Below are 11904 nucleotides of genomic sequence, written 5' to 3'. Positions count from 1 at the left end.
AGCATGTCCGACAGAAGTGTTCGGACTCGGCGAAGTACTGGCGGTTTCGGGGAATGACGCGGTTGATCACGGTCGGGCACGGCACCAGCACCCGTGCCGGGTTCGTCCCGCTGCTGCACGGGGCCGGGATCGAGGCCGTGGTGGACGTGCGCACCGCTCCGGGCAGCAGGCACAATCCCGATTTCAACCACTCCGAGCTCCGGGAGTGGCTGCCCGAGGCAGCAGTGGACTATCGCTGGGACAAGCGGCTCGGCGGGTTCCGCAAGCTGCCCGCCGAATCACCGGACACGGCCTGCAGGAACGAGGGGTTCCGCGCCTACGCCGCGCACATGCGTACCGAGGAATTCGGCGAGGCGGTCGAGGAGCTGCTCTCGGAAGCCGCTGATCGCCGGACGGCCGTGATGTGTTCCGAGAGCGTGTGGTGGCGCTGCCATCGCCGCATGATCGCCGATTACGCGACGCTGGTTCGCGGTGTCGAGGTCGTGCACCTGATGCACGACGGCGGTCCGCGCGAGCATCACACGATGGACGGTGTGCGGCCGCGGGAGGACGGTCTGCTGGTCTACGACGGCGGGCAGCTGCGTTTCTGAGCGCAGTTCCGGGACGAACTTCTCATTCGTCCTCCCGGATCGGTTTCCTCCGGTATTCGCGTTCTCCGGTTTCTGCGGTGCGATGAGTGCTAGAGTGCGCCGAACCGGAAAACGAGTGCTGGGAGAGGGTTCTTGGATTGGTTGATCATACCGACCTCGCGGCGTGACTGGGCGGTACTCACCGGGATCGTCGGTTCGGTGGTCGCCGTCGCGGTGATCGTTTTCGGGACGTTTTCCGGGCGGACTCTCCTCGCGGCCGGAGTGTTCCTGCTGGCTGCGGTGTTGGCGGTGCTGGCGGTGTGGCCGAAGCGGGCGATCGGGATTCCACTCTCGGTGCTCGCCGTGTTCTTACTGCCGTTGGGTGCCTATGTGCTCGTCACTCCGTAGTCCGATCGGCCCGTCGGGTGGAGCGTGGTGGGACGATCGGTGTGCGCCGTTTGTTCGCCGCCGCTTCGCGCCCTCGGGAAACGTCGGTTCAGCGCAGCCGTCTCGTGAGGGGGGGTGAACCCAATGAGTGAAAAGTTCCGGGTGGAGTTGTCGGCCCTAACGGGTTACGCGGAACAGTTGGAAAGGAACGCGGGGCACGTGGAATCCGCCCGTGGCTACATGGCGGGTCCCGGCTCCGACACATCGGAAATGCAGGGACTTCTGTCGGGTATCGCCGAGGGGTACCAACCGCTCGTCGCCTGGCAGCTGGGAATTCTGGAAAAGATGGCCAGTGGTCTGAAGCGAACCGGTGGTGCGCTGCAGGAGTCGGAGCGGGTGTACCGTTCGCACGACGATTCGGCTTCGGCCACCCTCGATCGGAGCTACCGAGGCGGCTCCTTCGAGAACGGCTGAAGTTCTTTCGATCGGAACTGGGGAGGAAATCATGTCCGGATACGCCGATGTGGTCGATCCTACGAGGAGATTAACCACCCCGGGAGACTACGGGGCCGAGGTTCGCGCCGCGGCGCAGGAAGCATTGGGTGCGATCGGGGAGATCGACTCCGCTTTCCAAACCATCGTCGGCTGGAGCCCGGCCCAGGAATTGCTCGAATGGGTTGGCGGCAACTGGGGGCAACTGCTGAGCCTTCGCGACACCTGGGAGAATCTCGCGAAGGCGAACCTCGATCTCAAGGAGAACCTCGAATCCGGATTGGGTGCGCTCGGACCGTTCTGGGAGGGAAGCGCGGCCACGGCCTTCGAGAATCACATGGGGCAGTGGAATTCCGCGTTCGAGCAGAACCACGACGCCTGTATCGCGATCCGGGACAAACTGATCGACCTGGCCGAGAACGCCCAGCAGACCGTTGACATGGTCATTCAGACTATCTTGACGGTGGCGAGTATCGTCACTGCGGCGCTTTCCTCGTTCTCCATACCGGTCTACGGGCAGGGCAAAGCCATCAAGGCGGTTTGGGACACGGTCAAACTGATCAATGACGTCCGCAAAGTGGTGACGGCTTTCATCAACCTGGTGAAATACGCCAACGAGTTCTTCCAGTCGGTCCAGGAGATCGCCGACGACAAAACTCCGGTAGTGAATGTGGAGCTTCCGGACTCGGGGTACGTGGCACCGTCTTCCTAGTTAGTTCGTAACTCTCCGGAAAGGGTCGAAGGTGAGCAGTTTTTCGGAGCGGCTGCGCGCGGTCGAAGACCGCTATCAACAGGGCGCCGCCGAGTTCGAGCGGATGAGGCAGGAACACGAGAGCTCCCTGCGGGAGGCGCGCGAGAACTATCCGCCCCTGACCGAACGGCAGAACGAGGAGATCACCGAGTACTACCGCTCCGGGCAGGCAGGGGCGGAGTTGCGTCGACTCCAGCTCATGGTGGACCGGGGGGAGGTTACGTGGGGCGAGATCAAACGCGGTGAGTGCGATCCCGAATGGACGGAAGCCTACTACGCTTCCTTCGAGGAAGGCGGTCGCCTGCTGCGTGCGGCGGTCGAGGGAGAACCCGTCGAGCGTTATCTGCCGCAGGAAACCCCTGCTGAGAAATCTCCGGCCGAGGAGCCGATCTCCGACGACGAATACTTCGAGAATCAGAGTTTCCTGCGCGACGATCGCTGGTAGGAGACCCCGAGCGAGCAGCGGTACGAGTTCCGCTTCGCTCGCTCCGCCTCCTCACCGCGGTGAGAACGTCTCGCGCGCACGTTCCGTGGCATCGATCGTGGCGAGGAGGAACTGCCTGATCGTTTCCCGCTGTTCGGCGCTGAACCCGTCCCAGGCGCCCCCGAGCTCCCGCAGCAGCGGCCGGTAGAACTCACCACCGACCTGCCTGGCGGTGTCGTGGATGTCCAGGTCCACCCTGCGCCGGTCGACCTTGCTGCGCTCCCTGGTGATGTGGCCGAGTGACTCCAGCCGCTCCAGCAGTGCCGTGGTGGCCGAAACGCTCATGTCGAGGGTGGCCGCGAGCCTGCTCGGTGTCATCGGTTCCTGCCGGTTGGCCGCGTCGAGGATCGTGACGAGCGCGTTCAGGTCGGTTTGGTGCAGACCGTGGGCATCGCCGAACAGCACGTTGAACCGGTCGAGCTCGACGTTGAGCTGTCGTAGCAGCTTGCCCAGCACCACGTTGCCCTCGTAACCGGTGGTGGTGCCGGTTTCGTCCGTTCCCGCCGGGGCCTCGCTGTCCTGGTCGTTCGCCGAGGTCATCGCTTCTCCTTCGTTCCGTGTCGCCCCTGCCGTCGCAGTAGTTCGACAATCGAATTATTCTATGGTGCTAGTAATGCTCCGCGGGGCTCGTGCTTCCCCACGAACCCTCGACGACGACTAGGATCCCCATGATCTCCACCGGTCACTCCTCCGACGAGGACCAGCATCCCCCGAAGGCGCGGCGGTTGCGATGGCTGGTCCCCGCGCTGCTGGTGATCGCCTGGCTGGCTCTGGGCGGCATCGGCGGGCCGTTCGCGGGCAAGCTGGCCGAGGTCTCCGAGAACGACAGCTCCACCTTCCTGCCCGCCTCCGCCGAGGCCACCAAGGTCAACGAGCTGCAGCGGCAGTTCTCCGGTGGACAGCGCATACCCGCCTTCGTCGTGGCCGAGCGCGTCCGGGGAATCACCGGTTCCGACCGCCAGTACCTGACCGGGATCTCCGAGCGGATCGCGTCGATCGAAGGAGTCGAGCGCGTCTCACCCCCGATCCCGTCGCCACAGGACGACCAGGCGGTGCAGGTGATCGTCTCGATCGACTCCGGTGCCGAACCGGCGAACGCGGTCTCGGAGATGCGTGCCCTCCTGGAACGCTCACCCGCCGGGCTGACCACCCTGGTCAGCGGCCCCGCCGCGCAGTCGGCCGATCTGGCCGAGGCGTTCAGCGGAGTCGACGGGCTGCTGCTGCTCGTCGCCGGTGGGGTGGTTCTCCTGATCCTGATCCTGGTCTACCGCAGTCCGCTGCTGCCGGTACTGGTACTGCTCAGCGCGGTTTTCGCGCTCGGCGTCGCCAGCCTCGCCGTTTACCTCCTGGCAGCGGGCGACGTCCTCACCCTCAACGGTCAGAGCCAGGGAATCCTGTTCATCCTGGTGGTCGGCGCCGCCACGGACTACGCCCTGCTGTTCGTCGCGCGGTTCAGGGAGGAACTACGCGCGACCCCCGACAAGTACCGGGCCGTCATGCGCTCCTGGCGCGCCACCTTGGAGCCGATCCTCGCCTCCGCGGGCACGGTCATCCTGGGCCTGCTGTGCCTGCTGTTCAGCGACCTGAACTCCAACAAGAGCCTCGGCCCAGTGGCGGCCATCGGCATCGCCGCCGCGCTGCTGGCCTCGATCACCTTCCTGCCCGCCGTGCTCGCGTTGTCCGGCCGCGTCGCCTTCTGGCCCTTCCCACCCACACGGGAAACCGCAGGGCAGGACGACGCGGCGGTGGAGTCCGAACCGCGTCGCGCGGCGTTCTGGGAGCGGATCAGCTCCCTGGTGGGCAGGACTCCCCGGGCGATCTGGATCGGGACCACGGTGGTGCTGCTCGTCGGCACGCTCGGACTGCCGCAGCTGCGGGCCGACGGCACCGCGCAGTCGGACGTCTTCCTGACACCGGTCGAATCGGTCGCCGGTCAGGAGGTGCTCGCCGAGCACTTCCCCGCCGGGTCGGGATCCCCCACCGTGATCATCGCCGACGCCGACAGCACCGAACGCGTGACGCGAGCCGCTGACGTTCCCGGGGTGGCCGAAGTCTCGGTCACCAGGACAGCGGCGGGCACACCCAAGGTGGTCGACGGGCGGGTACTCGTCGAAGCCGTGCTCACCGATCCCGCCGACTCGGAGGCGGCCCTCGACACGGTGCGGCGGATCCGCGACTCGGTGCACCCCGTCGCGGGTGCCGACGCGCTGGTAGGCGGAACGAGCGCGATCCAGCTCGACACCCGGCTGACCGCCGAGCGCGACCGCTCCTTGATCATTCCGATCGTGCTGCTGGTCATCCTCGTGGTGCTGGCGCTGCTGTTGCGCGCCCTGGTCGCCCCACTGGTGCTGCTCGCCACCGTGGTGCTCTCCTTCGCCGCGACGATGGGCGTGTCCGCGCTCGTGTTCAACCACGTCTTCGACATGCCGGGCGCGGACCCGGTCGTCCCGCTGTACGGCTTCGTGTTCCTGGTCGCCCTGGGGATCGACTACAACATCTTCCTGATGACCCGAGCGCGGGAAGAAGTAAGTCGCTCGGACAACCGGACCGGTGTGCTGCGTGCGCTGTCGGTCACCGGTGGTGTGATCACCTCTGCCGGAGTGGTGCTGGCGGCCACGTTCGCGGCGCTGGCGGTGCTGCCGATCCTGTTCCTCGCCCAGCTCGCGTTCATCGTGGCGTTCGGGGTGCTGCTGGACACGCTGGTCGTACGTTCGCTGCTGGTACCCGCGCTGTCCCTGGACATCGGCAGAACCATTTGGTGGCCCGCTCGCTTGGGGCGCCGGGACCGACAGACGACGGGCACGGACAGGTGAGAGCGGCGACCGCCGCCGTGGTTGGTCCACAGCGGACTCAACACCGACGGCGGTCGCCACCGGAGCCACTTATTCCATGTCGGGCTTCGTCGGAGCGGGAGCCCGCGAGAGGTTCCGCCGAGCGAGCGCGACGGAGAACCGGGTCGACGAAGTGCTGCTCATCGCGGGACTGTCACTTACTTGTACGCGTAGTAGGTCTCGAACGCCTGGAACGCGGCCTCCTGCCGCCACTGCGACCTCGCCTTCGCGCTGTTCGACAGCAGTTCGGCACACGCCGCGTCCGGCTCGCCGAAGCCCGGTGTGTCCGAGGCGCACGCCGGTTTCATCCGCCGGGACTCGGGCGCCGCCCACAGACTCTCCCCCTGCACGAAAGCCTGTTCCAGCGAGGTCCGGGCACTGGCCTTGAGCTGCGAGTAGCTCAGCCCGAAGTCCGTGGCGGCCCGCTGGTACTGGGCGGTGATGTCGCTGCGGGAGACACCGGGGTCGTCGGTGGCCAGTGCGAAGGGAACATCGTGCGCCATGTACTCGGGCAGCGGGTGCTCCTCCGGGCCGCAGACCCGCAGTATCTGGCAGTTGCTGGTCAGCGGCACCTCGACCGCGATGTCGCGTGCGGCCATGTGATCGGCCAGCGCCCGCCAGTCGTCCTCGTGCACCAGGTCGATCCCGTGGCCGATCCGGTCGGCTCCGGCGATCCGCACGGCCTGGTCGATGTGGTAGGTCAGTTCCTCGGGCTTGACCAGCCCCGGAACGAGCTCACCGGCGTGCAGCGTGACCGACACTCCGGGGTACTGCCCGCTCAGATAGTCGATCATCCGCATGTGCAGGGTGTAGTCCCGCAGCGAGATCTCGTGGTCCTCGGGCTGGACCATGTTGACGCCCACGAATCGCGGATCGCTCTGCGCCAGCTCGAACCCGAGCAGCAACTGCGTGAACACGCTCGCGGGGGAGTTCGCCCGCGCCACCTGGTAGTCCAGCCGGATCTCCACATCGCATCCGGGCCGGGCGCTCGGGGTGCCGCAGTTCAACAGCTCGCGGTAGCGCGCGAAGTCCCGATCCGTCGCACGCCGCGCGGCGCGTTCGACCTCCGCCATGCCCTCGCGGAGCAGCGTTGTGCGCAGCCGCCGGAAATCCCGTTCGGAGCTCGGGTCGAAACCGACGCGCTCCACGAGCTTCCCGCGGGCCTCGGACTGCCTGGACAGCAGTGTTTCGAGGTAGAACTGGTTCTGCTCGGCGAGGTCACCCGCCACCTCGGCGAGCATGTCGCCGTCGCGTCCCTCGGTGGCCGCCCAGAACTTGCCGAAGGTGGCGAAGAAGTGGTCGTGCCCCGACTCCTCGCCGCCGGGCTCGAAACCGGCCATCGACCACGTCTCGATCACCCGCTCGCGGAACTTCGGATCGCTCATCGCGTCCGAGGCGGGACGTTGTCCCTCGGTGCAGGGGGCCAGGGAGGACTGCATGGTCTCGGCGTCGATGCAGCGTCCGTCCTCGGCGGCGTAGCGGATCAACGACTCGGTGGACACCGAGCCGGAGAGGTGGTTGTGCAGGTCACCTCCCTTCGGCATTCCGCGCAGGAAATCGTCGAGCTTCTCCGGGCGGTCGCGTATCCGGTCCAGGTACCGGTTCACCCGGCACTCCCGGTCCCACGGGGCGCACGCCGGGGCCTTCTCACCCGGCGTGGTCTCCGCCTCGGCGGATCGCGGTTGCGCCACCAGCATCGGAAGCGAGGCGGCGGTGAGCAGCACCGCGAGCGTGATGCCTCCCGCGCCGGTGGCGCGTCGGCGTCTTCCTGCCGTCCGGGAGCGTGCGCTCCCACCGAGCGGCTTCATCAAAGATTCTCCCTGGGGAAGTCGTTCTCTGGGCCGTGCAGGACACACACGACTCGCCGACGATCCCCGATCATGATCTCCGCGACCAGTCCGGAGGACGGATTTTCATCCGGTGGGAGGAAAGTCGAGCCCCCGAAAGTTGTCCGTTCGTCGGCACCGGGTCCGGCCGTGCGGACGAATCGGAACGGCCGCCGGGGGTAGCGCGGCAGCGGGCGGTGGTTATGCTCGGCCGCGTGCTGACTGTCTCGACGGTGAATGTCAACGGCCTGCGTGCCGCCGCCAAGAAGGGCTTCGTCGAGTGGCTGGCCGCCACCGACGCCGACGTGGTCTGCATGCAGGAGACGCGGGCGGAATACGACCAGCTTCCGGAGGCCGCGCGTGCGCCACAGGGCTGGCACACGCTGCTGGCGCCGAGCGCGGACAAGGGACGCAGCGGGGTCGCCATCTACAGCCGTACCGAACCCGAGGTCACCAGAATCGGATTCGGCTCCGAGGAGTTCGACGGCAGCGGACGTTACGCCGAGGCGGAGCTGGACGGGTTGGTGGTGGGCAGCCTGTACCTGCCGAGCGGGGAGGCGGGCACACCCAAGCAGGACGAGAAGGAACGCTTCATGGCGGAGTTCCTGCCGTACCTGCACCAGTTGCGCGACCGGGCGCGGCAGCGGGGCAAGGAAGTACTGGTCTGCGGTGACTGGAACATCGCGCACCAGGAGATAGACCTGAAGAACTGGAAGAACAACCGCAAGTCGGCGGGGTTCCTGCCGGAGGAGCGTACCTGGCTGAGCAGGGTGTTCGACGAGGCGGAGTACGCGGACGTGGTGCGCCGCCGGTTCCCGGAGGGTCCCGGCCCCTATTCCTGGTGGTCGTACCGGGGCAAGGCCTTCGACAACGACTCCGGTTGGAGAATCGATTATCACGTCGCCACCGAGCGGCTGGCGGAGTGCGCATCGGAGGCGAGGGTCGAGCGGGCTCCGAGCTATGACAAGCGCTGGAGCGATCACGCACCGGTTACCGTGTGCTACAACATGTGAGATGTGCCGTGCGTAGCTACGCGAGCATGATGCGGTCGGGAAGTGATGGCCGTGCACGAGCTGGTCGAAGCGAAGCGACAGCAGATCGGGGAGTTGTGCTCGACGCTCGCGATACGTCGCCTCGACCCTTTCGGCTCGGCCGTCGACGATTCCTTCGACGCTGCTCTGGTGTGGCAGGTTCTCAACGAGAAGCTACCCGTGTTGGACAAGGCACTGCGGCATCTCCTGGATCAGTAGGGCACGGTGATGTGCCCGCGAGCAGCGGATGCGTTCCCGAGGTGTGAACACGTCCGAAACCGCGCCGAAGGATCCCCCAGGGCCGGGGAGCTGTTACTCCCCGGCCGTCGGCCTCGACAGTGACATGGTGCCGAGACCTTTCCCCAGGGGCAGGTCTTCCGCGGCACCCGTGACCCCGTGTACCTCGCCGATCGAAGGTCGGTTCGAGTACCCCATTGGGCGGCCCTCCTGGTGGTCGGAGCTCCGCCGGATGTCGTGTTCGCCTGCCACGTGTTGGATTCTGGGCGGTGGCGGCTCCGGCGGACAACTGTGACCAGTGGGGATATCCCCGTCGGGGATATCCTTGCGAGTAATACCGGCCACAGTGGGTGTCCGTCCTGCCGGGAGGGCGCGGAGGTGGGCCTCGTGGAGGTCGAGCGGTCCGTTCGGGAGCGGCCTCGCGCCGCACGCTCCCCATTTCGGTCACTTTTGGTAGTCAATCTGTCACCGTGCACGGCGAGTCTCGGCATAGAATCGTGATGTGATCATCGAACCGCCGAGTTTCGGTAGCTATTTACGCCACCTGAGATCGGGTGCTCCACCGGCCGCGTTCGCGCCCGACCCGGCCTACCGCACACCGCGCCCGGCGATGAACCGGGCGGAGTTGGCGACGGCCGCGCGCGCCAGCGTGGGGTACGTCCAGAAGCTGGAACAGGGCCACGCGGACAATCCCTCCGCTGCGGTGGTGGATCGCCTGGCCGATGCTCTCGGGAGCATCTCGGTGGAACGGCAGCACCTCCACGACCTGGCCGGCGTTCAGCGCGGTGACCAAGCGGAACCCGTGCGACGACAGGAAGTGACGTCGGTGCAGCGCGAGGCGGCCGACGGGCTGCATCCGAGTTTGGCCGCCTACGTCGACGAGGGCTGGAACGTGTTGTACTCCAACACGGAGTACCGCCGGGTGTTTCGGCGTATCACCGAGGTCGGCAACGTGTTGACCTGGTTCTTCTTCATGCCGGAGTCCAAGGCTGTCATGGTCGAGTGGGAGCACGAGGCGCGGCTGACGGTGGCCTGGTTACGTGCTCTCATGGCGCGCAGGCCCGGCAACCCGGTGTTCGACGAGGTTCTGGACATGCTCTCGCGATCGACGGAGTTCGTGCGGATGTGGGGTCTGCAGGAGGTGATCCTGGGGCGTCACAAGCCGCATTTCCTGGTCCACGACCTCGATCGCGGGCGGCGGGTCGAGTTGTTGGCACAGGTCTACCCGATTCCGGACCCGAGCCAGGAAATGCAGCTCTACCTGGGAATTCCGGCACGCTAGGGCGTTACCGAGTCCCCAGGGAGTCCAAGAAGGACAGCAGCAGCGACGTGGTTTCCTCGGGATGGGTCACGGGTGGCGCGTGGGCCGCCCCTTCCACCTCGTGCAGCGAACTCGCCCGCGGGATGGCGGACGCGAGGAACTCCATACGTTCCCGAGGGATGGAGACGTCCTTCGAACCGCGTAGCAGCAGTGTGGGGGACGTGATCTCACCGGCGCGCGCGGTGATGTCGTCGCGCTCGAGCAGGCAACGCACGGGGGAGCCGAGGGGGAGCGGGCGGGTTTTCCAGCGCTCCCGCCAGTGGGCCGCTTGCGGGTGGTCCCCGATGATCTGCTGGGACAGCGGAACGAGCAGCTCGTCCACGGCGCCCTGCTCGGCCAGTCCGCCGAACAGGGCGGTGTAGTCGCGGTGATCCGCATCGGACAGTGGGTGCGCCTCGGTGTCCAGCAGCAGGAGGCCGGTGACCCGGTGCGGTGCGAGCAGTGCCGTGCGCAGCGCGGTGAACCCACCCTGCGACAGGCCGCCGACGACCGCGTCCTGGATGCCCAGGTGGTCCATCAGGCCGATCAGGTCGTGTGCGATGTCCCAGTAGGTGAACGGCTCGTCCCCGGCCGGGCTGTCGCCGTGACCACGCGCGTCCCAGGTCACCACGCGGTAGCCGCGGGCGGCGAGAGCGTCGGCCTGCGCGGTGAACATGGTGTGGTCCAGGAAGAAGCCGTGCCCCAGCAGTACGGCGGGACGTTCGTCGCCCCCGGTGTCCGCAAAGTACAGGTCGTGTCCGTTGATGCGGGACAGTGGCATTCGTTTTCCTTTCGCGAAGTGCTTCCGCTCCGGCCGGTGCCCGGGATCAGCCCGATTTTGCGATACTACGAAGTTCCGTTGGTGGATGCGCAAGTCCCGGTTCCCACGAGGGAGCACTCGCGGTCGACAAGTGATCGGACGGTCTCGATGAGTGACCGAAGGACCCCTGACGGACGCGGTGGCTTATCGTCGTGGTCGTGACGACACACATGCAGCCTATCTCCGAACTGTTCGATCCGGCCGTGTGGCAGCCTGTGGCGGGTTTCGACTTCACCGACATCACTTACCACCGCTGCGTCGAGGACGGCCCGGGAAAGGGTACCGTCCGCATCGCGTTCGACCGCCCCGAGTCACGGAACGCTTTCCGCCCGCACACAGTCGACGAGTTATACCGCGCGCTCGACCACGCCCGGATGACCAGCGACGTCGGTTGTGTGTTGCTCACGGGGAACGGTCCGTCCCCCAAGGACGGTGGTTGGGCCTTCTGCTCCGGCGGTGACCAGCGAATCCGGGGGCGCTCCGGTTACCGGTACGCCGAGGGGGAGACCGCCGAGACCGTCGACCCCGCCCGGGCGGGGAGGTTGCACATCCTGGAGGTGCAGCGGCTGATCCGGTTCATGCCCAAGGTCGTCGTCGCGGTGGTTCCCGGTTGGGCGGCCGGGGGCGGGCACAGCCTGCACGTGGTTTGCGATCTCACGCTCGCCAGCGCCGAGCACGCGCGGTTCAAGCAGACCGACGCCGATGTCGGCAGCTTCGACGGTGGGTTCGGTTCCGCCTACCTGGCGCGTCAGGTGGGACAGAAGTTCGCACGCGAGATCTTCTTCCTCGGCCGTCCCTACGACGCCGAGCAGGCCCACCGGATGGGGATGGTCAACGAGGTGGTTCCCCACGGTGAGCTGGAGCGGACGGCGTTGCAGTGGTCCCGCGAGATCAACGGCAAGTCCCCGACCGCGCAGCGCATGCTCAAGTACGCCTTCAACGCCATCGACGACGGACTGGTCGGCCAGCAGGTCTTCGCGGGGGAGACGACCCGGCTCGCGTACATGACCGACGAGGCGGCCGAGGGGCGCGACTCGTTCCTGGAGAAGCGGACCCCGGACTGGTCGGAGTTCCCCTGGTACTACTGACCGTTGCTTCGTCCCGCGGCCGTGGGCGCGGCGATTTCGCGAGAAATTGACGCCGGGGTACGGTCCGAGCCCCGTCCGAATCCCCGTC

The 11904-nt window shown here is 66.8% G+C and carries 13 protein-coding genes; 10 read left to right on the top strand and 3 right to left on the bottom strand.

Annotated elements, in window-relative coordinates; all coding sequences use genetic code 11:
• The first annotated feature begins 53 nt into the window (after positions 1–53).
• From BM150_RS02005 to BM150_RS01985, 5 genes are all read left to right on the top strand, one after another.
• The gene (locus BM150_RS02005) at positions 54–590 is read left to right on the top strand and encodes a DUF488 domain-containing protein (RefSeq protein ID WP_092922824.1); all 537 of its coding nucleotides are present in this window, start codon (positions 54–56) and stop codon (positions 588–590) included.
• Between the two features lie 132 nt (positions 591–722).
• Positions 723–977: a hypothetical protein gene (locus BM150_RS02000; RefSeq protein ID WP_092922821.1), complete on the top strand. Its 255-nt coding sequence runs from the start codon at positions 723–725 to the stop codon at positions 975–977.
• 123 nt (positions 978–1100) lie between these two features.
• Positions 1101–1430 carry a hypothetical protein gene (locus tag BM150_RS01995; RefSeq protein WP_092625317.1) on the top strand — a complete coding sequence of 110 codons (330 nt, stop codon included), beginning with the start codon at positions 1101–1103 and terminating at the stop codon, positions 1428–1430.
• Between the two features lie 31 nt (positions 1431–1461).
• Positions 1462–2160, top strand: a complete 699-nt coding sequence (locus BM150_RS01990; RefSeq protein ID WP_092922818.1) for a WXG100 family type VII secretion target — start codon at positions 1462–1464, stop codon at positions 2158–2160.
• Positions 2161–2191: 31 nt separating this feature from the next.
• On the top strand, positions 2192–2644 hold the full coding sequence (locus BM150_RS01985) for a hypothetical protein (RefSeq protein WP_092922815.1): 453 nt from the start codon (positions 2192–2194) through the stop codon (positions 2642–2644).
• A gap of 51 nt (positions 2645–2695) precedes the next feature.
• On the opposite strand, the gene BM150_RS01980 is transcribed toward BM150_RS01985, so the two are convergent.
• Positions 2696–3223 carry a MarR family winged helix-turn-helix transcriptional regulator gene (locus BM150_RS01980; RefSeq protein WP_092922812.1) on the bottom strand — a complete coding sequence of 176 codons (528 nt, stop codon included), beginning with the start codon at positions 3221–3223 and terminating at the stop codon, positions 2696–2698.
• 128 nt (positions 3224–3351) lie between these two features.
• On the opposite strand from BM150_RS01980, the gene BM150_RS01975 reads away from it, so the two are divergent.
• Positions 3352–5496 (top strand): MMPL family transporter, encoded by a 2145-nt coding sequence (locus tag BM150_RS01975; RefSeq protein ID WP_092922809.1) that lies wholly within the window; start codon positions 3352–3354, stop codon positions 5494–5496.
• A gap of 176 nt (positions 5497–5672) precedes the next feature.
• Here the strand turns inward: BM150_RS01975 and BM150_RS01970 are convergent, their stop codons facing one another.
• Positions 5673–7322: an adenosine deaminase family protein gene (locus BM150_RS01970; protein WP_092922806.1), complete on the bottom strand. Its 1650-nt coding sequence runs from the start codon at positions 7320–7322 to the stop codon at positions 5673–5675.
• 233 nt (positions 7323–7555) lie between these two features.
• Here BM150_RS01970 and BM150_RS01965 point away from each other — a divergent pair, with 233 nt between their 5' ends.
• The 3 genes from BM150_RS01965 to BM150_RS01955 all read left to right on the top strand — a co-directional run bounded on the left by BM150_RS01965 (position 7556) and on the right by BM150_RS01955 (position 9890).
• Positions 7556–8353: an exodeoxyribonuclease III gene (locus tag BM150_RS01965; protein WP_092923316.1), complete on the top strand. Its 798-nt coding sequence runs from the start codon at positions 7556–7558 to the stop codon at positions 8351–8353.
• A gap of 45 nt (positions 8354–8398) precedes the next feature.
• A complete protein-coding gene (locus tag BM150_RS01960) occupies positions 8399–8590 on the top strand; it encodes a hypothetical protein (RefSeq protein WP_092922803.1) in 192 nt (63 codons plus the stop codon).
• Between the two features lie 520 nt (positions 8591–9110).
• Positions 9111–9890 carry a helix-turn-helix domain-containing protein gene (locus BM150_RS01955; RefSeq protein ID WP_092922800.1) on the top strand — a complete coding sequence of 260 codons (780 nt, stop codon included), beginning with the start codon at positions 9111–9113 and terminating at the stop codon, positions 9888–9890.
• 4 nt (positions 9891–9894) lie between these two features.
• Here the strand turns inward: BM150_RS01955 and BM150_RS01950 are convergent, their stop codons facing one another.
• Positions 9895–10689, bottom strand: coding sequence for an alpha/beta fold hydrolase (locus BM150_RS01950; RefSeq protein ID WP_092922797.1), 795 nt, complete (start codon positions 10687–10689; stop codon positions 9895–9897).
• Positions 10690–10898: 209 nt separating this feature from the next.
• Between BM150_RS01950 and BM150_RS01945 the strand changes: the two genes are divergently transcribed.
• A complete protein-coding gene (locus BM150_RS01945) occupies positions 10899–11816 on the top strand; it encodes a 1,4-dihydroxy-2-naphthoyl-CoA synthase (RefSeq protein WP_092923314.1) in 918 nt (305 codons plus the stop codon).
• Positions 11817–11904 lie beyond the last annotated feature (88 nt).

It is taken from the genome of Actinopolyspora alba (genome assembly GCF_900112765.1).
GTDB lineage: Bacteria > Actinomycetota > Actinomycetes > Mycobacteriales > Pseudonocardiaceae > Actinopolyspora > Actinopolyspora alba.
This window is presented reverse-complemented; position numbering and strand designations above follow the sequence as displayed.

Bases quoted from the DNA above. Each gene is read 5' to 3' on its own strand.
- BM150_RS02005 (WP_092922824.1), top strand. From the start codon at position 54: ATGACGCGGTTGATCACGGTCGGGCACGGCACCAGCACCCGTGCCGGG.
- BM150_RS01995 (WP_092625317.1), top strand. From the start codon at position 1,101: ATGAGTGAAAAGTTCCGGGTGGAGTTGTCGGCCCTAACGGGTTACGCG.
- BM150_RS01990 (WP_092922818.1), top strand. From the start codon at position 1,462: ATGTCCGGATACGCCGATGTGGTCGATCCTACGAGGAGATTAACCACC.
- BM150_RS01980 (WP_092922812.1), bottom strand. From the start codon at position 3,223: ATGACCTCGGCGAACGACCAGGACAGCGAGGCCCCGGCGGGAACGGAC.
- BM150_RS01975 (WP_092922809.1), top strand. From the start codon at position 3,352: ATGATCTCCACCGGTCACTCCTCCGACGAGGACCAGCATCCCCCGAAG.
- BM150_RS01970 (WP_092922806.1), bottom strand. From the start codon at position 7,322: ATGAAGCCGCTCGGTGGGAGCGCACGCTCCCGGACGGCAGGAAGACGC.
- BM150_RS01960 (WP_092922803.1), top strand. From the start codon at position 8,399: ATGGCCGTGCACGAGCTGGTCGAAGCGAAGCGACAGCAGATCGGGGAG.
- BM150_RS01950 (WP_092922797.1), bottom strand. From the start codon at position 10,689: ATGCCACTGTCCCGCATCAACGGACACGACCTGTACTTTGCGGACACC.
- BM150_RS01945 (WP_092923314.1), top strand. From the start codon at position 10,899: ATGCAGCCTATCTCCGAACTGTTCGATCCGGCCGTGTGGCAGCCTGTG.